21 protein-coding genes and 1 pseudogene are annotated in these 22024 nt (G+C 56.3%); 11 read left to right on the top strand and 11 right to left on the bottom strand.

What is annotated here, in order from left to right:
* Positions 1-8: 8 nt before the first annotated feature.
* The gene (locus BM261_RS06170; RefSeq protein ID WP_074896394.1) at positions 9-1223 is read right to left on the bottom strand and encodes a uracil-xanthine permease family protein; all 1215 of its coding nucleotides are present in this window, start codon (positions 1221-1223) and stop codon (positions 9-11) included.
* 278 nt (positions 1224-1501) lie between these two features.
* On the opposite strand from BM261_RS06170, the gene BM261_RS06165 reads away from it, so the two are divergent.
* Entirely contained in the window at positions 1502-2470 is a 969-nt protein-coding gene (locus BM261_RS06165; RefSeq protein ID WP_074896391.1) for a DUF4189 domain-containing protein, read from the top strand.
* A 120-nt stretch (positions 2471-2590) separates the two neighbouring features.
* Here BM261_RS06165 and trpB read toward each other — a convergent pair whose 3' ends face one another.
* Both trpB and argG read right to left on the bottom strand, forming a co-directional pair.
* Positions 2591-3793, bottom strand: coding sequence for a tryptophan synthase subunit beta (trpB, locus tag BM261_RS06160; protein WP_074896389.1), 1203 nt, complete (start codon positions 3791-3793; stop codon positions 2591-2593).
* 133 nt (positions 3794-3926) lie between these two features.
* On the bottom strand, positions 3927-5276 hold the full coding sequence (gene argG / locus BM261_RS06155) for an argininosuccinate synthase (RefSeq protein ID WP_074896387.1): 1350 nt from the start codon (positions 5274-5276) through the stop codon (positions 3927-3929).
* A 117-nt stretch (positions 5277-5393) separates the two neighbouring features.
* Here argG and BM261_RS06150 point away from each other — a divergent pair, with 117 nt between their 5' ends.
* Positions 5394-6194 carry a competence/damage-inducible protein A gene (locus BM261_RS06150; protein ID WP_074896384.1) on the top strand — a complete coding sequence of 267 codons (801 nt, stop codon included), beginning with the start codon at positions 5394-5396 and terminating at the stop codon, positions 6192-6194.
* Here BM261_RS06150 and BM261_RS12405 read toward each other — a convergent pair.
* Positions 6192-6302, bottom strand: a pseudogene (locus BM261_RS12405) (IS5/IS1182 family transposase); the annotation flags it as partial. The gene BM261_RS06150 and the pseudogene BM261_RS12405 overlap by 3 nt on opposite strands.
* A 23-nt stretch (positions 6303-6325) precedes the next feature.
* Here BM261_RS12405 and BM261_RS06145 point away from each other — a divergent pair.
* The 3 genes from BM261_RS06145 to BM261_RS06135 all read left to right on the top strand — a co-directional run bounded on the left by BM261_RS06145 (position 6326) and on the right by BM261_RS06135 (position 8169).
* The gene (locus BM261_RS06145) at positions 6326-6772 is read left to right on the top strand and encodes a DciA family protein (protein ID WP_074896382.1); all 447 of its coding nucleotides are present in this window, start codon (positions 6326-6328) and stop codon (positions 6770-6772) included.
* Between the two features lie 127 nt (positions 6773-6899).
* On the top strand, positions 6900-7490 hold the full coding sequence (gene azu, locus BM261_RS06140; protein WP_074896379.1) for an azurin: 591 nt from the start codon (positions 6900-6902) through the stop codon (positions 7488-7490).
* Positions 7491-7656: 166 nt separating this feature from the next.
* Complete coding sequence (locus tag BM261_RS06135; RefSeq protein ID WP_074896376.1) at positions 7657-8169, top strand: hemerythrin domain-containing protein; 513 nt, start codon at positions 7657-7659, stop codon at positions 8167-8169.
* 188 nt (positions 8170-8357) lie between these two features.
* On the opposite strand, the gene BM261_RS06130 is transcribed toward BM261_RS06135, so the two are convergent.
* Positions 8358-8726 carry a hemerythrin domain-containing protein gene (locus tag BM261_RS06130; protein WP_074896374.1) on the bottom strand — a complete coding sequence of 123 codons (369 nt, stop codon included), beginning with the start codon at positions 8724-8726 and terminating at the stop codon, positions 8358-8360.
* Between the two features lie 79 nt (positions 8727-8805).
* On the opposite strand from BM261_RS06130, the gene BM261_RS06125 reads away from it, so the two are divergent.
* The 5 genes from BM261_RS06125 (at position 8806) to BM261_RS06105 (ending at position 14011) form a co-directional block, all read left to right on the top strand.
* Complete coding sequence (locus tag BM261_RS06125) at positions 8806-9255, top strand: Rrf2 family transcriptional regulator (RefSeq protein ID WP_049248246.1); 450 nt, start codon at positions 8806-8808, stop codon at positions 9253-9255.
* Between the two features lie 73 nt (positions 9256-9328).
* A complete protein-coding gene (gene hemC / locus BM261_RS06120; RefSeq protein WP_074896372.1) occupies positions 9329-10267 on the top strand; it encodes a hydroxymethylbilane synthase in 939 nt (312 codons plus the stop codon).
* 173 nt (positions 10268-10440) lie between these two features.
* The gene (locus tag BM261_RS06115; RefSeq protein ID WP_240317915.1) at positions 10441-11268 is read left to right on the top strand and encodes a uroporphyrinogen-III synthase; all 828 of its coding nucleotides are present in this window, start codon (positions 10441-10443) and stop codon (positions 11266-11268) included.
* Between the two features lie 44 nt (positions 11269-11312).
* Complete coding sequence (locus BM261_RS06110) at positions 11313-12797, top strand: uroporphyrinogen-III C-methyltransferase (RefSeq protein ID WP_083426663.1); 1485 nt, start codon at positions 11313-11315, stop codon at positions 12795-12797.
* Positions 12794-14011: a heme biosynthesis HemY N-terminal domain-containing protein gene (locus tag BM261_RS06105; protein WP_074896367.1), complete on the top strand. Its 1218-nt coding sequence runs from the start codon at positions 12794-12796 to the stop codon at positions 14009-14011. Before BM261_RS06110 ends, BM261_RS06105 begins: the two co-directional genes overlap by 4 nt.
* 93 nt (positions 14012-14104) lie before the next feature.
* On the opposite strand, the gene BM261_RS06100 is transcribed toward BM261_RS06105, so the two are convergent.
* Genes BM261_RS06100 through pncB form a run of 3 tightly spaced genes read right to left on the bottom strand, consistent with a single transcriptional unit; the run spans position 14105 to position 17522 of the window.
* A complete protein-coding gene (locus BM261_RS06100) occupies positions 14105-15766 on the bottom strand; it encodes a vWA domain-containing protein (RefSeq protein ID WP_240317914.1) in 1662 nt (553 codons plus the stop codon).
* A 42-nt stretch (positions 15767-15808) separates the two neighbouring features.
* Positions 15809-16255 carry a hypothetical protein gene (locus BM261_RS06095; RefSeq protein ID WP_074896364.1) on the bottom strand — a complete coding sequence of 149 codons (447 nt, stop codon included), beginning with the start codon at positions 16253-16255 and terminating at the stop codon, positions 15809-15811.
* 55 nt (positions 16256-16310) lie between these two features.
* The gene (gene pncB, locus BM261_RS06090; RefSeq protein WP_256205705.1) at positions 16311-17522 is read right to left on the bottom strand and encodes a nicotinate phosphoribosyltransferase; all 1212 of its coding nucleotides are present in this window, start codon (positions 17520-17522) and stop codon (positions 16311-16313) included.
* 225 nt (positions 17523-17747) lie between these two features.
* On the opposite strand from pncB, the gene fumC reads away from it, so the two are divergent.
* On the top strand, positions 17748-19136 hold the full coding sequence (fumC, locus tag BM261_RS06085; RefSeq protein ID WP_074896358.1) for a class II fumarate hydratase: 1389 nt from the start codon (positions 17748-17750) through the stop codon (positions 19134-19136).
* Positions 19137-19221: 85 nt separating this feature from the next.
* Here fumC and BM261_RS06080 read toward each other — a convergent pair whose 3' ends face one another.
* The 3 genes from BM261_RS06080 to BM261_RS06070 form a co-directional block, all read right to left on the bottom strand.
* A complete protein-coding gene (locus BM261_RS06080) occupies positions 19222-20148 on the bottom strand; it encodes a MetQ/NlpA family ABC transporter substrate-binding protein (protein WP_074896355.1) in 927 nt (308 codons plus the stop codon).
* 314 nt (positions 20149-20462) lie between these two features.
* Entirely contained in the window at positions 20463-21149 is a 687-nt protein-coding gene (locus tag BM261_RS06075; RefSeq protein WP_074896352.1) for a methionine ABC transporter permease, read from the bottom strand.
* 1 nt (position 21150) lies between these two features.
* A complete protein-coding gene (locus BM261_RS06070) occupies positions 21151-21888 on the bottom strand; it encodes a methionine ABC transporter ATP-binding protein (protein WP_074896349.1) in 738 nt (245 codons plus the stop codon).
* Positions 21889-22024: the final 136 nt, after the last annotated feature.

The raw sequence follows: 22024 nt of genomic DNA, 5'->3' as shown, positions 1-22024 counted from the left end.
CAAGCGATTCAGCGTACTACTTTTTCATCGGGCAGTACCAGATTCAGCACAATGGCCAAAATCGCGCACAGGCCCACGCCCGCAAAGCTGACGTTGCCGACCTTCACCAGCATCCCGCCCACGCCCGTGGTCAAAACCGAGCTGACAATCACCAGGTTTTTCGGTTTCATCAAATCTACTTGTGCGTCTATCAGCGTTTTCAGGCCGAGCGAGGCAATCGTGCCGAACAGCAAAATCATCACGCCGCCCATCACAGGTAGGGGAATCGAGCCGAGGAAGGCGTTGAATTTGCCGAAAAAGGCCATGCAGATGGCGAATACCGCAGCCCAAGTCATGATGACGGGATTGCTGTTTTTCGTCAGCATCACCGCGCCGGTAACTTCTCCGTAAGTCGTTACCGGCGGTCCGCCGATTAAGCCCGCCACGCATACGCCCAAACCGTCGCCCGCCAGCGTCCTGTGCAGGCCGGGGTCGGCCGCGTAGTCTTCGCCCGTTACCTTGCCCACGGCCAATACACCGCCAATATGCTCGATTGCGGGCGCAATCGCCACCGGCAGCATAAACAACGCCGCCTGCCAATTGATTTCCGGCTTGTGGAATTCGGGTACGGCAAACCATTTGGCCGCCGCAACATTTGCCGTATCCACCATACCCAGCATCCAGGCCAGCAGATAACCCGATGTTACGCCGATTAAAATCGGCACCAGTTTCATCATCCGGCTGCCGAATACGGCAATCACCACGGTAACGGCAAAAGTAAAGCCCGACAGCATCAACGATTGTACATAATCGTATTTTTGCTCACCGCCAGCCTGACCCATCGCCATTTGTCCGGCCACGGCGGCCACGGACAGGCCGATAACCATGATCACCGGCCCGATAACCACCGGCGGCAGCAGCTTGTGCACCGCATCCAAGCCGCGCCATTTCACCAGTGCGGCAAAAACGAAATACATAAAACCCGCCGCAAACAGGCCGAACATCGTGCCGCCCATGCCCCATTCCTGTATGGAGTAAATAATCGGTGCGATAAAGGCAAACGAAGAACCCAAAAAAATCGGCACTTTGCGGCCGGTAAGCAGTTGGAACAGCAGCGTGCCGATGCCCGCACCCAAAAGCGCCATGGCGGGGTTCAAGCCCGTCAGCAACGGTACCAGAACCATTGCGCCGAAAGCGACAAATAAAATCTGCGCCCCCGCCACCGCTTGTTTCAAATATTGCATGATGACACTTTCTTTACACAAACACGGCAGATTATAATGGTTGCTTGCCGTAAGGCAAAATCCTTCTTCAAGCTGTGCTGCATTTTGATGCGATGAGGCCGTCTGAAAACCTGTTTTCTAAGTTTTCAGACGGCCTCACACCGCTTGGTGCAAGTTTTAATTTTTGGCAAATTTATTTAATTTTTGCTATGGTTTCGGTCTGCCTTGCCGTATGATGCGCGCCGTGCCGCATGGTTCGGTGCTAAAACATCCAATTTAAAACAAAAACGGAGAATATCGTGTTCCCCAAACCTTTTTCCCTGAAACGGTTGCTGCCTTGGGCGGCTGTTTTACTGCTGGCCGGCTGCGCCACCACCATCCGCCCGACCGACACACTGCGCTGGCGCGGCAAAGACATCAGCGATTTTATCGCCGAGCGCGCCCATCGCATGCCCGATATCGTACGCCGAGACTGCGTGAAAAATAATGAAGTGCGCAACCTCTATGCCTGGCGCATCGAGCTCTACGAAATCCGTCAGGCCTATGTAGGCCAATCCGGCAATGTGCAGTATTACCAAAACTACCGCCATTACAACGGCTACGAATACCGCATCGTGGTAACCAACACTGACGGCACCATCCTTTCAGTGCGCGATACCGCTTTTGGCAATGTTGAGAAAGAATACGGCTGCGAAGAATACCGCGAAGAGCTCAAGCCGCAAAACAGGTCGCAAGCCGCTGATAGTGCGGGAGCTGCCGGTAGCGCAGCCAATAAAGCCAACACGCCGGCCAAGCCCCGTGTGTGGCGCGCCATTGCTATGAATGAAAATAACGCCGAAGTTATCTACCCATCCGCAGCCCACCCCACCGAAGAAGCCGCGAAAGCGGATGCCCTGCGCCAATGCAAACGCGCTTCCGGCAAGCAATGCGGTGTGTGGCAGCGGTTTAGCAATATGTGTTTCGGTATGTCAGTGGGGCAGAAAAACGGCCGCCTCACCCATTTCCCCTCCGTCAGCCTAGATGCCCAGCATGCCGACTATGCCGCTATCCAAAACTGCCGCAGCAGCGGAGGCACGCAATGCGATCTGTTTAAACACAGTGTTTGCGCCCTGCCTTGCGACATCACCAAAAACGGCTGCTATTTCGATCAGCCGCTCTTGGGCAGCTATGGCCATTTCAACGGCAAAGTGAAGCCGGTGGGCTTGAATATGCCGGATAAAGAACTAGACGAAAGTATCCTGAGCATCATCATGCGCCATCCGCGCTAGAGCGTTTGGCAGAAGATAGGAAAAGGCTACCTGAAAGCATAAGCTTCAACGCAGTTAAAACGAGCTCTGCGCGTTGCTGCGAAGCTGAAATTTCAGGTAGCCCAAAGGCTACCTGAAACCTTACAACTCAATCCCTTTCAACTTCGCCACGGTATTGATGTCTTTATCGCCGCGGCCGGACAGGTTGACCAGAATCACTTGATCTTTGCCCATCTTCGGCGCGTTGGCAACTGCCCAGGCCACGGCGTGGCTGGATTCCAGCGCGGGGATGATGCCTTCAAAGCGACACAGTAAATCAAACGCTTCCAGCGCGGCATCGTCGTTCGCCGCATGGTATTCCACACGGCCGATGTCGGCCAAATGGCTGTGTTCCGGGCCGATGCCGGGGTAGTCGAGACCTGCGGAAACGGAGTGCGTACCCAAAACTTGACCGTTTTCGTCCTGCATCAGGTAGCTGCGGAAGCCGTGTAGTACGCCGATGGGGGCTTTGCTGGTAATCGGCGCGGCGTGGTCGGGGGTGTCCACACCCAAACCGCCGGCTTCCACGCCGACGAGGCGCACGTTTTCTTCGCCGATATACGGGTGGAACAGTCCGATGGCGTTCGAGCCGCCGCCGACGCAGGCAACGGCGACGTCGGGCTGTCTGCCGATGGCTTCCTGCATCTGCGCTTTGGCTTCGTTGCCGATAACGCATTGGAAATCGCGCACCATTTCGGGATACGGCGCGGGGCCGGCGGCGGTGCCGATAATGTAGAACGTGTCGTCCACGCGGGCGACCCATTCGCGCATGGCTTCGTTCATCGCGTCTTTCAGCGTGCGGCTGCCGCTGTCGACGCTGACCACGTTCGCGCCCAATAATTTCATGCGAAACACGTTGGGCATTTGGCGCTGGATATCGTCCGCGCCCATGTACACGTCGCAAGTCATGCCGAAGCGGGCGGCGACGGTGGCGGAGGCCACACCGTGCTGACCCGCGCCGGTTTCGGCGATGACGCGTTTTTTGCCCATGCGGCGGGCAAGCAATGCCTGACCGATGGTATTGTTTACCTTGTGCGCGCCGGTGTGGTTCAAGTCCTCGCGCTTCAACCAGATTTGCGCGCCGCCCAAATGCTCGGACAATCGCGCGGCATGGTAAACGGGACTGGGGCGGCCGACGTAGTGTTTCAAATCGCGGTGGAACTCTTCCCAAAACGACGGGGCGTTTTTCGCTGCTTTATAGGCATCCGCCAGCTCTTGCAAGGCGGGAATCAGGGTTTCGGCAACATAAAGTCCGCCGTGTTCGCCGAAAAAGCCCTTCTCGTCGGGCGCGTGGTAGTTTTTCATTATTTAAGCCTCTTGATTGAATAAGAAGTTATTTTGCTCTGATTGTGTTCGTCCGCCATCAAAATAAGCGGCCGCTAATCAAGCCGGAATGAAAAACGAAATTCCGGCTTGGTTCGAGCTATGGTTTGCAACATTATTCCTTATTGCCATTACCCAACTGCGGCAATACCGAACCTTTGCCCAGCGACAACAAACCGCTTTGCGAGTAGATACCCAGTTTGGCGCGGGTGTCGGTAATGTCGAGGTTGCGCATGGTGAGCTGGCCGATGCGGTCGAGCGGGGTGAACGCGGCATCTTCGACTTTTTCCATGCTCAGGCGTTCGGGTTGGTAGGTCAGGTTGGGCGATTCGGTGTTCAGAATCGAGTAGTCGTTGCCACGGCGCAGTTCCAGCGTAACTTCACCGGTGATGGCTTTGGCAACCCAGCGTTGGGCGGTTTCGCGCAACATGAGGGCTTGGCTGTCAAACCAGCGGCCTTGGTAGAGCAGGCGGCCTAGGCGTAAGCCGTTGATGCGGTATTGCTCGATGGTATCTTCGTTGTGGATGCCGGTTACCAAGCGTTCGTAGGCGATGTGGAACAATGCCATGCCCGGAGCTTCGTAGATGCCGCGCGATTTGGCTTCGATGATGCGGTTTTCGATTTGGTCGCTCATGCCCAAGCCGTGGCGGCCGCCGATGCGGTTGGCTTCGAGGAAGAGTTCGACGGGGTCGGCGTATTCTTTGCCGTTCAATGCAACCGGCACGCCTTCTTCAAAGCGCACACTGACTTCTTCGGGTTTGACTTCGACGTTTTCGTCCCAGAAGGCAACGCCCATAATGGGTTTGACGATTTTGATGCCGCTGTTGAGGAACTCCAAGTCTTTGGCTTCATGCGTTGCGCCGAGCATATTGGAATCGGTGGAGTAGGCTTTTTCAACCGACATTTTGTAGTTGAAGCCGTTGGCAATCAGAAATTCGCTCATTTCGTGGCGGCCGCCGAGTTCGTCGATAAATTGTTGGTCGAGCCAAGGTTTGTAGATTTTCAGCGCGGGATTGGTGAGCAGGCCGTAACGGTAGAAACGCTCGATATCGTTGCCTTTGTAGGTGCTACCGTCGCCCCAGATGTTGACGTCGTCTTCCTTCATGGCGGAAACAAGCATAGTGCCGGTAACGGCACGGCCCAGAGGCGTGGTGTTGAAGTAGGCGATGCCGCCGGTGGAAACGTGGAACGCGCCACATTGGATGGCGGCGATGCCTTCGTGTGCCAACTGGGCGCGGCAATCGATTAAGCGGGCGTTTTCTGCGCCGTATTCCATCGCTTTTTTGGGGATGGCGTTGTAGTCGTCTTCGTCGGGCTGGCCGAGGTTGGCGGTGTAGGCATAAGGCAGTGCGCCTTTGAGTTTCATCCACAGGAGGGCGGCGGAGGTATCAAGACCGCCGGAGAAGGCGATGCCGACTTTTTGACCGATGGGGAGGTGTTGTAGGATGGTGTGGTTGTGGCTCATGGGGGATTCTTCCTTCAGACTTGAAAAACGGGTTCCATTATCTTATAAATGGAGCATATTGTCAGCCGTGAGGCCGTCTGAAGATTTTCAGACGGCCTCCAAGAAGAAACCCCATTTATGAACGCTTTCAACCTCATCATCATCGGCGACGAAATTCTGCACGGCAGTCGCCAAGACAAGCATTTCGCCTTTTTCAAATCCCTGCTGGAATCGCGCGGGCTGAAGCTCAATCAAGTGCAATACCTGCCCGACGAACCCGATTTGTTGGTCAAACAACTGCGCCGCAGCTTTTCAGACGGCCTGCCGACTTTCGTTACCGGCGGCATCGGCTCCACGCCCGACGACCATACCCGCCAAGCCGCCGCCGCCGCTTTGGATTTGCCCGTCGTCCGCCATCCCGAAGCTGCCAAGTTCATCGAGGGCGTTACCCTTAAACGCGGCGAACCGCTTGACGCCCCCGAACACGCCCAGCGCCTGAAAATGGCGGATTTTCCCGCAGGCGCGGAACTTGTGCCCAACCCGTTCAACAACATCGCCGGATTTTCCATCCGCGAACATTATTTCTTCCCCGGCTTCCCCGTGATGGCGCATCCGATGGCGGAATGGGTTTTGGATACTTATTACGCCGACCGCTTCAACCAAACCGAACGCGGCAGCCGCAGCGTGTATGTGTTCGGACAACCCGAATCGCGCGTCGCGCCGATTATGGAATACGTCGAACGCACCTACCCGGGTGTGCGCTCTTACAGCCTGCCCAGCGTCGGCTGGCAAAATGCGGACGGAACGGCGGTCAAACCGCATATCGAGTTCGGCATCAAAGCGGAAGGCGGGGCGTGCCGCGATTTGGACAAAGCATGGGACGAGGTATTGCGGCGCTTGCGGAAACTGGGTGCAGAGTTAAAAGACAGGGTAGGATAAATATAGTGGATTAACTTTAAACCAGTACGGCGTTGCCTTGCCTTGCCGTACTATCTGTACTGTCTGCGGCTTCGTCGCCTTGTCCTGATTTAAATTTAATCCACTATACATACGAAAGGCCGTCTGAAAAAATGGATTTGGAAAAAATAGGGAAACGCAGCGGGCGGGGCGACCATCCAGATGCCTCGGCACAACTGAAATTCCTGCTGCAAAGCGCGCAAGCCTGGCAGCAGATAGACCGCCTGGTCAAACAAGAATTGCCGGCCAACCTGCACCCGTATATTCAGACGGCCTGCATCAGCGAAGGCTGCCTGGTGTTGTTGGCGGTCAACGGCATGGCCGCGTCCCGCGCCAGAATGCTTGCGCCCGGCCTGCTGCCGCGCTTGCAAAGGCATACCGACCTGATCCGCGACATCAAGGTCAAAACCGTGCCGAAAACGCCGCCTCCCCAAAAAATCAACAAATTGGAGCTCAGTCCCGCCGCTTTGGAAAGTTTCCGTCAAAGTGCGGAAAGGCTGCAACACCATCCGAAGCTGGCCGCCGCCTTGAGGAATTTGGTCAATAAACGACAAAAATAATTATCTTTTAGACTGGTTTTATGGTAAATTTTTATAGGTAACACATATTCGGGCAAGGGGTGAAACGACCGCTTTGCAACGAATGTGTTTTGCTTTTCCCATATTCACAACATCTCAGGAGATAAATATGAAAGCATATTTGGCATTGATTTCCGCCGCAGCCTTGGCATTGAGCGCATGCGGCGACCAAGGCAAACCGGCCGCGCCTGCAGCGTCCGCAACCCCCGCCGCCGCTTCTGCCGACGCCCCCGCAGCCCCTGCCTCCGAAGCCGTCCCCGCAACCACGGAAGCGTCTGCCGCTGCGGCAACCGATAAAGCACCTGCCGCCAACGCTTGCGAAGCCGTGGTGGAATCCGACGACGCAATGAATTTCAACACCAAAGAGCTGGTTATCGACAAAACCAACTGTAAAGAATTCAAAGTAACCCTGAAACACGTCGGCAAAATGCCGAAAACCGCCATGGGCCACAACATCGTCATTTCCAAAGCCGAAGACACCAAAGCCGTATTGGCCGACGGAGCGAAAGCCGGTGCGGATGCTAATTATGTAAAAGCGGACGATGCGCGCGTAGTGGCTCATACTTCGTTAATCGGCGGCGGCGAGGAGACCAGCGTAACCATCGATACCAGCAAATTTGCCGACGGCGGAAAATACGAGTTTTACTGCTCGTTCCCGGCGCACTCTTCCCAAATGCTGGGCAATGTAACGTTGAAATAAGCCGTATTGTTTTTTCAGACGGCCTGCCTCGTGCAGGCCGTTTTTCCGTTTGCAACGCCTTGTTGCACCGCAGGCTTGGCACTATACTGCCCGATTTACACAAACCATGCAGGCCGTCTGAAACCGATTGATGACTTTTCAGACGGCCTTCCGAAACGAGGCTACAATGAATTTATTTGATACGCGTAGCGTTACCTTTGCCGAACCGATAGAAATGCTGTACGCCTGCCACGGCAAAGTACGCCGTTTTTGCGAACAGGTCGGCATGTTGGACGGCTATATCGCCGAACACGGCCGCAACGACATCGTGTTGCAGGCCGTGCGGCAGATCGGCCAATATTTCAACGTCGCCGCGCCGCTGCACCATCAGGACGAAGAGGAAGACTATTTCCCGCTGCTGCTGCAATACGCGCCGCAGGCAAAGGCCGATGTGGACGAACTGCTGCGCCAGCACGGATTGCTGCACGACAATTGGGCGGCGGTGGCGGCGGAATTTGAAAAAATTGCCGCCGATGAACACTACCGGCCGGACGCGGCCGCGTTCAAACGCTTTACGGACGGCTATGCCGTGCATCTGGCTTTGGAAGAAGGCTTGTTCGACTTGGGCAAGGAAAGCATTCCGGCCGACAAACTGGCCGCAATCGGAAAAAACATGGCGCAGCGGCGGCAGGCAAAATAAGCGGGGATTTCGTGCGACATGCCGGCCGCAACCGGCTTGCGGTTCCAAACAAACAGGCCGTCTGAAAAAACAAATGCGCTTTTTCAGACGGCCTGTCTGCCGTTTTAAAATAAATGTGTAAAGGCCGTACGGGAAGTGTTGAGGCCGTCTGAAAACCTCCGAAACGGTTTCTCAGAGATTTTCCGCACTCAGCCGACGGGCGGCAGCAGTTTTTCGATGGCGGGAAACAGCTCGCGTTCTTCAAAGCGTGCATGGTCGCGCAGCAGGGTGGCGAACTCGACGTTCCATAACGGATTGTCATATTCCGGCGCGGCGTGCATGGCGCGCAGTACGGCGTGTTCGTTTTCAAAACGGGCGCGCAGGTCGTCGCGGTTCAAGTCGTGCCACAACGGGGCGAACATGGTCTCTTCGTGTTCGAAATGGGGCATCAGGCCGACGTAGTGTTCGTTGATGTCGGCCGAATGGTTGAGTTCGGGATGGCGCAGGATGCGGGCGCATAGGGCGAGTGTGTGATGATGCTCATGCGACAGTGGGACCAGTATGGGGTGTCGTTTCATGGTTTTTTGTCTTAGTGGTGGCGTGTCGTTTGTGTATAATGTTGCAGATATTATGAAACTTTAACACCACGCTTGCAATATGTACCTAACTCAACAAACCGACTATGCCCTACGCGTTTTGGCCTATGCGGCCGCCAACAGCGAAGAACTGGTCAATATCGCGACCATCGCCGAAGTTTACGGTATTTCCAGAAGCCACCTGATGAAAGTGGCCACCGCCTTGGTAAAAGGCGGTTTTTTAGACAGCGTGCGCGGCAAGGGCGGCGGCCTGCGTTTGAGCCGTTCGGCGGAAGGCATCGTTATCGGCGACGTGGTGCGCCACATAGAACCGATGAAACTGGTGGAATGCATGGGCGCGGACAACCACTGCCTGCTGACTTCCTGCTGCCGGCTCAGCAATATATTGAACGATGCTGGACGGGCGTTTCTCGCGCACCTCGACAAATTTACCCTGTCCGATTTGATCAATCAGCCCACCCTCGACATGCTGTACACGCCGAAAATCTCGCTGTATGTCGAAACCGCCTGAAACATCCCCTCTCGGCCGTCTGAAAAGTCCGTTTGTTTTCAGACGGCCCGCACATCCCATTTAAGGAAAACCGATGAATACACCGAAAAAACTGGTTATCGCCAGCAGGGAAAGCATGCTGGCGATGTGGCAGGCCGAACACATCAAAGGCCGTCTGAAAGCCCTGTATCCCGACTGCGAAGTGGAAATTCTGGGCATGACGACGCGCGGCGACCAAATCCTCGACCGCACATTGTCGAAAATCGGCGGCAAAGGCCTGTTTATCAAAGAACTCGAACAGGCACTGCAAGACGGCCGTGCCGATTTGGCCGTCCACTCCATCAAAGACGTGCCGATGGAACTGCCGGAAGGGTTCGCACTGGCGGCAATCGGCGAACGCGCCAGCCCGTTTGACGCGTTCGTATCCAATCAATATGCGCGTTTGGAAGACATGCCCGAAGGCGTAATCGTCGGCACATCCAGCCTGCGCCGCGAAGCACAACTGCGGGCGAAGTTTCCGCACCTGACCATCAAACCCCTGCGCGGCAACGTCCAAACCCGCCTGTCCAAGCTCGATAACGGCGATTACGATGCCGTCATCCTTGCCGCCGCCGGCCTGCAACGCCTGGGCTTGGACAGCCGCATCCGCGAAATCCTCTCGCCGGCCGACAGCCTGCCCGCGGCAGGGCAGGGCGCATTGGGCATCGAAATCGCCGCACGCCGCACCGACCTTGCCGACATCCTGCGTCCGCTGAACCACGAAGAAACCGCCGCCTGCGTTACCGCCGAACGCGCCCTTGCACGCGCGCTGGGCGGGAGCTGCCAAGTACCGCTGGCGGCTTATTGCGTGATGGAAGACGGCCTTCTGACCCTCAACGGACTGGTCGGCCATCCCGACGGCTCCGTCATCATCGAAGCCTCCGCCCAAGCCCCGGCCGCCTATGCCGACGCACTCGGCCGCGCCGTGGCCAAACGCCTGGCCGACGACGGTGCGGAAGAACTGATAGCGGCCGTTTTGGCGGAACAGCAATAAAAGGTTGTCCTGCCGCCGTTTTCAGACGGCCTCTAAACCTCGGAGGCCGTCTGAAAATATCAAATGCCGGCCGGTATATGTAAATAACGGAAAGCAGAAAATTCCAGCCCGTATCGCAGAAACAAAAAGCAATATATAAACAGAGCGCAAACAGACTGCCGCCCTTGTAAAACATGGCAACCGTATCAGTTTTCGGCAGGCGGCAAGAGCCAAACGAAGGCTGTCTGAAAACCTTGTATCCGTTCCCGCCAACCCAATCCCATTTTATCCGTCCGACCATGCCTACCCTCCTGATAGTCCGACCCGTCGCCCAAGCCGCCGCCGACCGGCAAACCTGTACCGTCGCAGGCTGGCAGGGCACCATATTTAGCCCGTTTGCCATTGAAGCCGACGCGGATGCACTCGCCCGCCTGCCCGGGCAGTTTCAGACGGCCTCCGCAGTGTTTTGGGTCAGCCCCTCGGCCGTGGCCGTGGCTGCGCCGCACCTCGAATTTTCAGACCGCAGCCCGCCGCAGATAGCCGTCGGCGGCAGCAGCGCGCGCGCATTGCAGGCGTACAGCCGCACCCCGGTCTGGTTCCCCGACGACGGCAACGACAGCGAAGCCGTTTTGCGGCTGCCGTTGTGGCAAACCCTGCCGAAGGGTGCGGCCGTATTGATTGTTAGAGGCCACGGCGGACGCGAATTTCTCGCACATCAGCTTACCCTGCGCGGCTTCAACGTCCAAATCGCCGAAGTGTATTTCAGACGGCCTCTCGAACCCGATTGGACGCAGTTTGCCGCCGCACCGCCCGATGCGGCGTGGATTACCTCGGCCGAATCCGTGCGCCTGCTGTTTGCCGCCGCACCGCCGTCGTTCACGCAAAAGCTGCAATCCTTGCTATACTTCACCCACCATCAGCGCGTGGCCGAGGCACTCCGTGCCGCCGGCGCGACACGGGTAGAACTGATTCCCGCGCTGGACATTGACATTTTAAATCGTTACGCGGAGCAAAACCGATGAGCGGACAAGAAACCGAACAGGCCGTAAACAACGGCGGCGAAAACATGGAAAACCCGAAAAACACCGTTTCAGACGGCCTTCAGAAAGACAGGCCGTCTGAAAGCCCATCCGGCGGCAAAACACCCCCTCCGCGTGCAGAAGCGGAAAAAACGCCCGAGCCCCCACAGGCTCCCGCGCCGGTCATCATCCGCGAATCCGGCGGCAAAGGTTTGGCCGTCGGCGCACTGGTATTGTCGCTGTTGGCCTTGGGTACAGGCGGCTTCCTGTTCGTCCAAGGGCAGAACGTATTGAAAAACCAGGAAACAGCCTTCAACCAAAAAATCGACCAGGCCGCGGTGGGCGAAAGCGAAAACGCCCAAATCCTGAAAGAAAACAGCCGCAGGCAAAGCGAGCTTGCCGCCGCGTTGCAGCAGATTGCCGACGGACAAAGAGACAATAAGGAACAAATCGAAGCAGCCAACCGCGCCTATCAGGAACTGTTGCGCAACCGCGCCGACTGGCTGGTGGATGAAACCGAAGCCACGCTGAACATGGCCGCCCAACAGCTGCTGCTGTCGGGCAACGTGCCGGTGGCCGTTACCGTGCTCGAAAATATCGAAAGCCGTCTGAGCCGCTTCGAACAGGCCGACTTGTTGCCGATCAAACAGGCGGTCAGCAGTGATTTGGCGGCCTTGAAAAACCAGCCGTATCTGGACATCTCCGGCACGGCTTTGCGTTTGGACCGTCTGGAAAATGCCGTTGCCGGCATGCCGCTGGTGTTGGAAAGCACCCTGCAGCCCGGACAGGCCGAAGTCACCACGCAGGAAGACCCGAACGCCTCCTGGTGGCAGCGTACATGGAACAAAACCCTGCACGGGCTGGGCAATCTAGTTGAAGTGCGCAAGCTGAACAACGGCGATGCCATGCTGCTGGCGCCCGAACAAGCCTACTTCGTGCGCGAAAACCTCCGCCTGCGCCTGTTGGACGCACGCATCGCCCTGATGCAGCACAACGGCGAAGTGTTCCTGAGCGATTTGAACAACGCCGAAGCAACGGTGAAACAATATTTCGACAACCAGTCCCCGGCCACTCAGGCGTGGCTGAAAGAGCTGGCCGAACTGAAATCGCTCGATATGAGGATGGTATCGAACGAATCCCTGAAAGCCAGCTTGGCCGCTGTCCGCAACTATCAGGATACCGTGCGCGGCACGCAAAGCATCCGGCTGCCCGATCTGAAATCTGTGGTACCTGCCGAAGTTCCGGCTTCCGCGCCGACCGAAAAAGCCGCTTCCGATACCGCCCCTGCGGCACAGGCGGCCTCCGCGCCTGCTGAAAAAGCGGCCTCCGAAGCCAAAGGGCAGGATGGGGAAAACAAGGCTGACAAAGCAGCCAAACCTGCCGAGCATTCGGCTTCCGAGCCGGCCAAACCCGCCGAAGCGGCTAAATCCGCGAAGCCCGCCGAACCAAAGGCAAACGAAGCCGCCAAGCCGGCCAAACCCGCAGGAAATAAAGCTTCCGAGCCGGGCAAAGCGAAAGGCGGTGCGGCATGAAAAGCCTGTTGTGGATTATCATCCTGTTTGCCGTCGCCGTCGGTTTGTCAATCGCATCCACACTGTTCAACGGCAACGTGTATTTCGTCGTCGGCAACACGCTGGCGCGGCTGGACTTGATGTTGTTTGTGCCGGCACTGATTTTATTCGTCGTCCTGCTGTATATCGTGGTTCAACTGATGGGCGGACTGTTTAATATTCCCGCCCGTTTGAGCCGTTTCGGCAGCGCGCGTAAAAGCCGCAAGGCCGGCAGCAACCTGAACGCCGCCGGTTTGGCTTATTTCGAAGGCAAATACCAAAAAGCCGAGCAGGAAGCGGCCAAAGTGCTGAAAAACAAAGAGGCCGGCGAGAGCCGCGCTTTGGCGTTGATGATTGCCGCCCATGCCGCCGACCACATGAACGACGAAGCCCTGCGCGCCCGCTACCTGGACGAAATTTCTGCCCTACCGCAGGCCAACCAGCTTTCGCGTTACCTGCTGCTTGCCGAAGGCGCGCTGAACCGCCGCGACTACCCCGAAGCTTCCGTAAACCTGGCTGCCGCCGCCAAAATCAATCCCCGGCTAACCCGCCTGCTGCGGCTGCAACTGCGTTATGCCTTCGATCACGGCGATGCGGCCGAAGTGTTGGACAAAACCGACGAATTGCAAAAACAAAAAGCCGTCAATCCGCATGAAGCGGGCGAATACCGCGATTGGGCCTACCGCCGCCTGCTGGCGTCGGCCACGGATGCCGACAGCCTGAAAGCCGCATTGAAGCGTATTCCCGAGGAACAAAAATCCGGCGCGCTTTGTGCGGCGATAGCGGAAAAATACGAAAAGCTCGGCCTTTATGCGTCAGCCGCCTCGTGGGTAGAAAAGCATTATCCGCAAAACCGTCAGGCAGAACTGTTGCCGCCTTTTGCCCAAAGCGTGGCTTATTTGGACGACAAAGAACAGCGTAAAGCCATCGATGCCGCCGAAGGCTGGCTGCAAAACAGCCCGCAGGATGCCGACCTGCTCGTGTATCTCGGCCAATTGGCCTACAGCAAGCAATTGTGGGGCAAAGCACGCGGGTATCTGGAAGCGGGCATTTCCGCACGCGACAGCGTTCAGGCACGGCTGGCTTTGGCCAAAGTGTTTGATGAAACAGGCGAGAAGGAAAAAGCCGAAGAACAGAGAAAGCAGGCTTTGTCGGCAACGCAGAGCACGATGCCCGTTTTGGCGAAACAGCCTTAAGAACGTTATACAAGGCATAAAGAGGCCGTCTGAAAATGCAGTTTTGCGTTTTCAGACGGCCTCTTTGTCAGGACTCCGGATTCTGCCTTATTCTCACTGCGCCTGTTTGCTGCTCAGGCTTTTGGCAATTTTCACCAATTCGACAAACTCTTCCTGTAGGCCGAAGGGGTCTTTGCCTTTGGCCTGTTTGGCCATTCGTTCGATGGCGTCCCAATCCAGCTTGCCGTTGTATTCGCCGCCGCGCAGGGCTTGGGCGTAAGACGCGGCGGCCAGCGCGAGGCGGGTGTCTTCATCGGCCTGGGCCAGCGGGATGCTGATGGCGGGGACGGCCTGCTCGATGAGTTTGCTGGTGCTTTGGCCGGGCAGTTTGTAACGCACTTTGACAAAGGCGTATTCGTTTTTGCCGCCCGATGCCGCCGGGGCTTTTTGGTAGCGCGATTCGTTCAGCCAGCCTTGTTTGCCCTGCGGGATGATTTCGTAGATGGCGGTTACGCTGTGGCCGGAGCCGATGTCGCCCGCATCCACTTTGTCGTTGTTGAAGTCTTCGTTGCGCAGGGTGCGGTTGGTGTAGCCGACCAGTCGGTATTCCTTAACCGTGGCGGGGTTGAATTCGACTTGGATTTTCACGTCCTGCGCCACGGTGGCGAGGGTGGAGGTCAGCTGGTGCTGCAGGACTTTTTTGGCTTCTTTTTCGTTGTCGATGTAGCTGTAATTGCCGTCGCCCGCATCAGCGATTTGCTCCATCATGTCTTCGTTGTAATTGCCCGTGCCGAAACCCAGCGTGGTGAGCGAGATGCCGCTTTTGCGTTTTTCGGCAACCATGGATTTGAGGGTTTCGGTGTCGGATACGCCGACGTTGAAGTCGCCGTCGGTAGCCAGCAGAATGCGGTTGATGCCGTTTTTAACGTAGGCTTTTTGCGCCTGCTCATAAGCCATTTTCAGTGCGGATTCGCCCGCTGTCGCACCGCCTGCCTGCAGTTTGTTGATGGCGCGCAGGATTTCGTCTTTATTGCGGCCCGAAGTCGGCGGCAGGACCAGTTCTTCGCCTGATGCGTAGGTAATCAGGGTAACTTTGTCTTGAGGGCGCAACTGTTCGGTTAGGATGCGCAGGGTTTTTTTCACCAGGGGCAGTTTTTCGGGGCTGTTCATGCTGCCGGATATGTCCACTAAGAAGACCAGATTGGCGGGCGGCAGTTCCTTTTTCGCCAAGTCTTGCGTCTGTATGCCGATTTTGATGAGTTTGGCTTCGGGCTGCCACGGCGAATCGACGGTTTGGGTGTGGACGGCGAAGGGGTACCCGCCGGTCGGCAACGGGTAGTTGTACGGAAAATAATTGACGATTTCCTCTATTCTGACCGCGTCTTTGGGCGGCAGTCTGCCGTTGTTTAAAAAGCGGCGTACATTAGCATAGCTGCCGGTATCGACGTCGATGCTGAAGGTGGAAACGGGTTCTTGGGCAACGGCTTTGACGGGCTGGTCGGGCTGTTTTTGGTAGCGTTCGGTATCGGCGATAGACCTTATGTTCAGGGCTTCTTGTTTGAGCAGGCCCGTGTCAGATGCATATTCGGCATGGCGCATGACCATCATTTTATTGGCAGCCTGCGGTACTATTCGCTCTTTTGTTCTTGCCGAGCTGGGTAGCTGTCGTTGTGGCGGGTTGTGCGTGCCGCAGGCAGTGAGGGCGAGTACGGTCGCTATCACGGCGGTTTTAAGCAGCGGGTGCGGTATGGCGCGGTTGGTTTTTCCGATGTCCATTGAATGTCCTTTCATGTCGGGTTTGCTGTTTGGACAGGCGGGTCAGCCGACGGGCTTTTTGCCGTTCCAGTTGTTGAAGGGGTCGTTTGATTCGGTTTCTATGGTTTCGTATGCGGCAGCATCTGTGATGCCGCTGTATTCACCGTCGAACAGGTCGTTCCAGATTTCCTGGCATCGTTGGCGTACGGGGGTTGCGTTTGTGCCGTCCAGCCAGTCGTCTGCGCAACGGCGCAATGTTTCGTCCGGCCAGAAGTTCAGGCCGTAACGGAAGCTTTCCTTGATACGGAGTTGGCGGGCGGAGGAGTATTCTTGAAATAGGGGGCGGAGGTATTCGTTTACCCAGCGGCGAACGCTGTTGCGGTTGGCAAAGTTCAGGCTGCACAATTCGGTGTATTCACTGTCGCAGCCTTCGTAGCCGTATGCTTCGTAAATGGTTGAAATATCGAGAAAGAAACGAAGGTAGTTCGGGCTGATTTTATAGGTTTTCATGATGTTGCAGACTATAAAAGGCCGTCTGAAACATGGGTTTCAGACGGCCTGCCGTTTATTTCGGTTCGGGTATTTGGAAGGTTTGGCGCAGGTAGGCGAGGAAGGTGTCGTTGTCGGTCATGGTTTTGCCCGGGCTGTCGGACAGCTTGGCAACGGACTGGCCGTTGCATTCCACCAGTTTCAAGACAATGTTCAGCGGCGTGTGGCCGAGGTCGTTGGTGAGGTTGGTGCCGATGCCGAAGCTGGTTTTGAAGCGGTCTTTGAAATATTGGTGCAACGCCCATGAACGTTCGATGTCGAGGCCGTCTGAAAAGGTGAGCATTTTGGTGCGGCTGTCGATTTTGAGATTTTTGTAGTGGGCATAGGCTTTGTCGCCCCATTCGTAGGGGTCGCCGCTGTCATGGCGCAGGCCGTCGAAGAGTTTGGCGAAGTAGAGGTCGAAATCGCGAAGGAAGGCGTCCATGCCGACCACGTCTGTCAGCGCGATGCCCAAGTCGCCGCGATATTCGTGTACCCAGGCTTCGAGTGCGGCCGTCTGAAAATCGCGCAGGCGTACGTCCAATGCTTGGAAGGCCTGCAAAAATTCGTGCGCCATCGTGCCGATGGGGGTCAGGCCGAGTTTTTTGGCCAGATAAACGTTGCTGGTGCCGCGAAAGATTTCGGGTGCGGCCTGGTGGAAGGTGCGGACGACGTGTTCCTGCCATTTAAGGTTGTAGCGGCGGCGGGTACCGAAGTCGGAAACGAGAAACGGCGGGTCTTCGGGATTTTGGCTGCCGGCAAAGGTTTTCAGGCGGGCTGCCTTTTCTTGCAGGCGGCGTTCGCCTTCGGCCAGCACTTCGGGCGTTTCCAAACGGCGGAAGTAGAGTTCGTTGACGATGGCCAAGATGTAAATTTCAAAGAACATGGCCTGTATCATCGGCCCTTCGACACGGATGTGCAGTCGGCCGGCCTCGTCGGTCGTTACCGTTACGAAGCGGCGTTTGAGCTGGAACAATTCGAGATAATCGACAAAATCGCTTTTGATGAAACGCAGGCCGCGCAGGTAGTCCAATTCGTCCTGCGTGAGTTTCAGTGTGCACAGCGCGTCGAGTTCGGCTTCCAAATCGCTTTTTATTTCCGCCAGAGGGTAAACGGTGTCCGCATTGTTGCGGCAGCGGAATTCGTATACGCCGTGCGCCTGCGGAAATTGGTGCAGCACGACTTGCAGCATGGTGAATTTGTAAAGGTCGGTGTCGAGCAGGGAGTGGATGATGGGGGCGCGGGACACGGTTTTCTCCTTGTGCGTTGGATGAGGGCGCATTAAAACATGTTTGCGGTGAAATTACTAATAAACTGTCGGGTGGATTGAATTGTCCGGCGCGGCACGGTATTGGTATGGTTTGCCGGGCTATATCGGAATTGCAAAATTATAAAAATGATAGTTATAATTATTTATTAAGAAGGCGGCAATATCGTTTTCTGTTTTCCCATTTCGATTTTAAGGAGAGTAGTGATGAGCACCCGTACCGAACACGACACCATGGGCAATGTCGAGGTCCCGTCCGAAGCCTATTGGGGCGCGCAGACCCAGCGCAGCCGCAACAATTTCAAAATTGGCGGCGAAACCCTGCCACAGCCGTTGATTCATGCTTTGGCGCTGGTGAAAAAAGCCGCAGCCGCCACCAATGTTTCCCTTGGTAGGATTAAGCCTGAGCAGGCGGATTTGATTACACAGGCGGCAGACGACGTGTTGAACGGCAAGCTCGACGGGCAGTTTCCCTTAGTGGTTTGGCAGACCGGCTCCGGCACGCAGTCCAATATGAACATGAACGAAGTGCTGGCGAACCGCGCCAACGAAATCGCCGGTACGGGTTTGGCGGCGTATCAGCCCGTCCATCCCAACGACCATGTGAACCACGCGCAATCGACCAACGATGCGTTTCCGACCGCCATCCATGTCGCCGCCGCGATTGAAATCAACCGCCACCTCATCCCTGCCGTCCAAGCACTGCGCGATACATTGGATAAAAAAGCCAAAGAATTCGCCCCCATCGTCAAAATCGGCCGCACCCACTTGCAGGACGCAACGCCGCTGACTTTGGGTCAAGAATTTTCCGGCTACGTTTCCCAACTTGACCACGGCTTAGGCCGTCTGAACGACGCGCTCAAAGGTTTGTACGAACTCGCCTTGGGCGGCACGGCGGTCGGTACGGGCTTGAACAGCCATCCCGAATACGCCGAAAAAGCCGCCGCCAAACTCGCCGAACTGTCCGGCCTGCCGTTTGTCAGCGCGCCGAACAAATTTGAAGCCTTGGGCGGACGCGATGCCGCCGTTGCCGCTTCGGGCGCACTGAAAACGCTGGCGGCGAGCCTGAACAAAATCGCCAACGACATCCGCTGGTTGGCAAGCGGCCCGCGCTGCGGTTTGGGCGAAATCAAAATCCCCGAAAACGAGCCGGGTTCGTCCATCATGCCGGGCAAAGTCAACCCGACCCAATGCGAAGCGATGACCATGGTGTGCTGCCAAGTGTTCGGCAACGACGTCACCATCGGCATGGCGGGCGCGTCGGGCAATTTCGAGCTGAACGTCTATATGCCCGTTATCGCCTACAACCTCTTGCAATCCATCCGCCTCTTGGGCGACGCATGCAACAGCTTCAACGAAAACTGCGCCGCCGGCATCGAACCCGTACCGGAAAAAATCGACTATTTCCTGCACCATTCCCTGATGCTCGTTACCGCATTGAACCGCAAAATCGGTTACGAAAACGCCGCCAAAGTCGCCAAAACCGCCTACAAAAACGACAAATCGCTGCGCGAAACCGCCGTCGAACTGGGCTTGCTGACAGGGGAAGAGTTTGACGAACTGGTCGTCCCCGCCGATATGGTTCATCCGCGTTAATCGTGTTTTGCCGATAGTTTTAAAACAAGCAAAGGCCGTCTGAAAAACGATTGAAGGGTTTTCAGACGGCCTTTTTCAAGCAGGCTTACTTGGCTGCCGAGGCGGTGGAAGCGGCTTCGGCTTTTGCTCCTTCTGCCGCGCTCTCACCCCAGATGGCGGGGTATTTGTAGCCGGCGAAGCGTTTGTGGGCATAGGCTTTGAATTCGTCGGAATTATAAGCCTCGGTGATGTCTTTCACCCATTGGCTGTCTTTGTCGGCGGTTTTGACGGCAGACCAGTTCACATAGGCGAAGCTCGGTTCTTGGAACAGGGCTTCGGTCAGTTTCATGCCGCTGCTCATGGCGTAGTTGCCGTTAACGACGGCGAAATCGACATCCTGACGGCTGCGCGGCAGTTGCGCGGCTTCCAGTTCGACGATTTTGATGTTTTTCGGATTTTCGGCGATGTCGGCTTTTGAAGCGGTCAGCGGATTCACACCGTCTTTCAACTTAATCCAACCCAGCTCGTTCAACATGACCAGCGCACGGGCGAAGTTGGACGGGTCGTTCGGTGCGGAAACGCTGCTGCCTTCTTTGACTTCGTCCAACGATTTCAGTTTGCCCGGATACAGGCCCAAAGGCGCGGTCGGCACTTGGAAGGCTTCAGTGATGTCTAATTTATGTTCTTTTTTGAAGTCGTCCAGATAGGGTTTGTGCTGGAAGACGTTGATGTCCAGCTCGCCTTCGGACAGGGCGAGGTTGGGGCGGACGTAGTCGGTAAATTCAACCAGTTTGACGTTGTAGCCTTTTTTCGCCATTGCCGGTTGGATTTGGTCTTTCACCATGTCGCCGAAGTCGCCGACGGTGGTGCCGATGACGATGTCTTTCTTCTCTGCGGAAACGGCGGTGGTGCCGGAAGCGGTCTGCGTGCCGGATGCTTTGTCGGAACCGCCTTGGCTTTGTCCGCCGCAGGCGGCCAGCGCGAGGGCGAGGGCGGAAATTGAGAAGGTTTTGAAGAATAAGCTTTGTTGCATTTTTTGCTCCTTATGATGCGGGATGGAGGCCGTCTGGAAAAGTGGGGTACGGTTTTAGACGGCCTGTATGGTTATTGGCAAAAGGCGTGATTTTAAACGATTTGTCAGTCGGAGGAAACGAAATGGCAAGGCGCGGCCCGTTTTTACCAGATGCAGACGCTCGATTTGAATTTTCCGGTGTTTCACACGATAGGCCGGGCATCGTCATACTGCCGTTTCGGATTTTCAGACGGCCTCAAAACCAAGCGTGGGGAAGACGGGTTTATCCAAATCCGATGTCGAATCCTATGCTTTCAGACGGCCTTTTTCGGCTTTTAACGTTTGTCCAATTTCCGCGCCAACGCGTTGCCGGTGCTTTGAATCAGGATAACGAGCAGCACGAGGAGGGCGACGATGAAGATGATGACTTCGGTTTGGTAGCGGTAGTAGCCGTAGCGGATGGCGAGGTCGCCCAAGCCGCCGCCGCCTATCATGCCTGCCGCCGCGCTGTATGAGAGCAGGCCGATGGCGAGGACGGTGATGCTGGAAACCATGCCCGCGCGCGCTTCGTTCAAGAGGACTTTGCGGACGATGGCAAGCGGCGATGCGCCCATGGCGGTGGCGGCTTCAATCACGCCTTTGGGGACTTCGCGCAGGTTTTGTTCCACCAGTCGGGCGAAGTAAAACAGACCGGACACGCTCAATACCAGTGAGGCGGCAATCGGGCCGATGGTGCTGCCGACGATGGCGCGGGTCGCGGGTATCATGGCAATCATCAGGATGACGAAGGGGAAGGCGCGCATCAGGTTGACCAAGTTGTCGAGCAGGAAATTCACCGGCTTGTTGTAATGCAACTGGCGGCTGGAAGTTACGAAAAGCAATACGCCCAGCAGGGTGCCGAAGATGACGGCAAACGTGGTGGACAGCCCGACCATGACGAAGGTTTCGCCCAAGGCGCGGACGATTTCGTCTTTCATGCCGACGATGGTGGAAACGGCTTGTTCGAATGTTAAGTCTGCCATATCAGTCCTCCCGAATCAGTTCGCGCCCGATTTCGGATTGGGCGTGGATTTGGTTGCCGTGTACTTCGACGATTTCCACCACTTTTCCTTTATCCAAGAGGGCGGCGCGGTCGCACAGGCGGCGGATGACGCTCATTTCGTGGGTCACGATGACGATGGTGACGTTGAAGCGTTTGTTGATGTCTTCCAGACATTCCAAGACGCTGCGCGTGGTGGCGGGGTCGAGGGCGGAAGTGGGTTCGTCGGCGAGGATGACTTGGGGTTTGGGTGCGAGCGCGCGGGCGATGCCGACGCGCTGTTTTTGTCCGCCGGAAAGCTGGGCGGGGTAGTGGTCGGCGCGTTCGGTCAAGCCGACGATTTCAAGGCATTCTTTGACGCGTTCTTTGATTTTTTCAGACGACCATCCGGCGATTTCCAAAGGAAAGGCAACATTGTCGGCAACGGTACGGTTGCTCAAAAGATTGAACTGCTGAAACACCATGCCGATATTCTGCCGCGCCTGACGCAATGCGGCGGCATCGAGCGCGGTCAGCTCTTGTCCGCACACATTGACCTTGCCGCTGTCGGGACGTTCCAACAGGTTAATCAGGCGCAGCAGGGTGGATTTGCCCGCGCCGGAATAGCCCATCAGACCGAAGATTTCGCCGTCTTGGATTTCGAGGCTGGTCGGCTCGACGGCGGCAAAACGGGTTTTGTCGCGCGTTTGGTAATGTTTGGAAACGTTGTCCAGGATAATCATAATGTCGTACTTGAATAAACGAAGCCCGATGTACACGACAACGGGCTTTAAAAAAAACAGCTTAATAAAAAACTCTGTACGCTTTAGCTGTTGTATAGCGGAATCCGTGCAACGGCCACGATGCCGGCTTGCCGTG

This window comes from Neisseria elongata subsp. elongata (assembly GCF_900113545.1).
Classification (GTDB): Bacteria; Pseudomonadota; Gammaproteobacteria; order Burkholderiales; family Neisseriaceae; genus Neisseria; species Neisseria elongata.
Note: the sequence above shows the minus strand (reverse complement) of the source record. Positions and strands in the feature narration are given on the sequence as shown.

What these genes read in the sequence shown, in the direction of transcription:
- BM261_RS06170 (WP_074896394.1), bottom strand. Translation starts at nt 1,223, where the DNA reads ATGCAATATTTGAAACAAGCGGTGGCGGGGGCGCAGATTTTATTTGTC.
- trpB (WP_074896389.1), bottom strand. Translation starts at nt 3,793, where the DNA reads ATGAAAAACTACCACGCGCCCGACGAGAAGGGCTTTTTCGGCGAACAC.
- argG (WP_074896387.1), bottom strand. Translation starts at nt 5,276, where the DNA reads ATGAGCCACAACCACACCATCCTACAACACCTCCCCATCGGTCAAAAA.
- BM261_RS06150 (WP_074896384.1), top strand. Translation starts at nt 5,394, where the DNA reads ATGAACGCTTTCAACCTCATCATCATCGGCGACGAAATTCTGCACGGC.
- BM261_RS06145 (WP_074896382.1), top strand. Translation starts at nt 6,326, where the DNA reads ATGGATTTGGAAAAAATAGGGAAACGCAGCGGGCGGGGCGACCATCCA.
- azu (WP_074896379.1), top strand. Translation starts at nt 6,900, where the DNA reads ATGAAAGCATATTTGGCATTGATTTCCGCCGCAGCCTTGGCATTGAGC.
- BM261_RS06135 (WP_074896376.1), top strand. Translation starts at nt 7,657, where the DNA reads ATGAATTTATTTGATACGCGTAGCGTTACCTTTGCCGAACCGATAGAA.
- BM261_RS06130 (WP_074896374.1), bottom strand. Translation starts at nt 8,726, where the DNA reads ATGAAACGACACCCCATACTGGTCCCACTGTCGCATGAGCATCATCAC.
- BM261_RS06125 (WP_049248246.1), top strand. Translation starts at nt 8,806, where the DNA reads ATGTACCTAACTCAACAAACCGACTATGCCCTACGCGTTTTGGCCTAT.
- hemC (WP_074896372.1), top strand. Translation starts at nt 9,329, where the DNA reads ATGAATACACCGAAAAAACTGGTTATCGCCAGCAGGGAAAGCATGCTG.
- BM261_RS06115 (WP_240317915.1), top strand. Translation starts at nt 10,441, where the DNA reads ATGGCAACCGTATCAGTTTTCGGCAGGCGGCAAGAGCCAAACGAAGGC.
- BM261_RS06110 (WP_083426663.1), top strand. Translation starts at nt 11,313, where the DNA reads ATGGAAAACCCGAAAAACACCGTTTCAGACGGCCTTCAGAAAGACAGG.
- BM261_RS06105 (WP_074896367.1), top strand. Translation starts at nt 12,794, where the DNA reads ATGAAAAGCCTGTTGTGGATTATCATCCTGTTTGCCGTCGCCGTCGGT.
- BM261_RS06100 (WP_240317914.1), bottom strand. Translation starts at nt 15,766, where the DNA reads ATGGACATCGGAAAAACCAACCGCGCCATACCGCACCCGCTGCTTAAA.
- BM261_RS06095 (WP_074896364.1), bottom strand. Translation starts at nt 16,255, where the DNA reads ATGAAAACCTATAAAATCAGCCCGAACTACCTTCGTTTCTTTCTCGAT.
- fumC (WP_074896358.1), top strand. Translation starts at nt 17,748, where the DNA reads ATGAGCACCCGTACCGAACACGACACCATGGGCAATGTCGAGGTCCCG.
- BM261_RS06080 (WP_074896355.1), bottom strand. Translation starts at nt 20,148, where the DNA reads ATGCAACAAAGCTTATTCTTCAAAACCTTCTCAATTTCCGCCCTCGCC.
- BM261_RS06075 (WP_074896352.1), bottom strand. Translation starts at nt 21,149, where the DNA reads ATGGCAGACTTAACATTCGAACAAGCCGTTTCCACCATCGTCGGCATG.
- BM261_RS06070 (WP_074896349.1), bottom strand. Translation starts at nt 21,888, where the DNA reads ATGATTATCCTGGACAACGTTTCCAAACATTACCAAACGCGCGACAAA.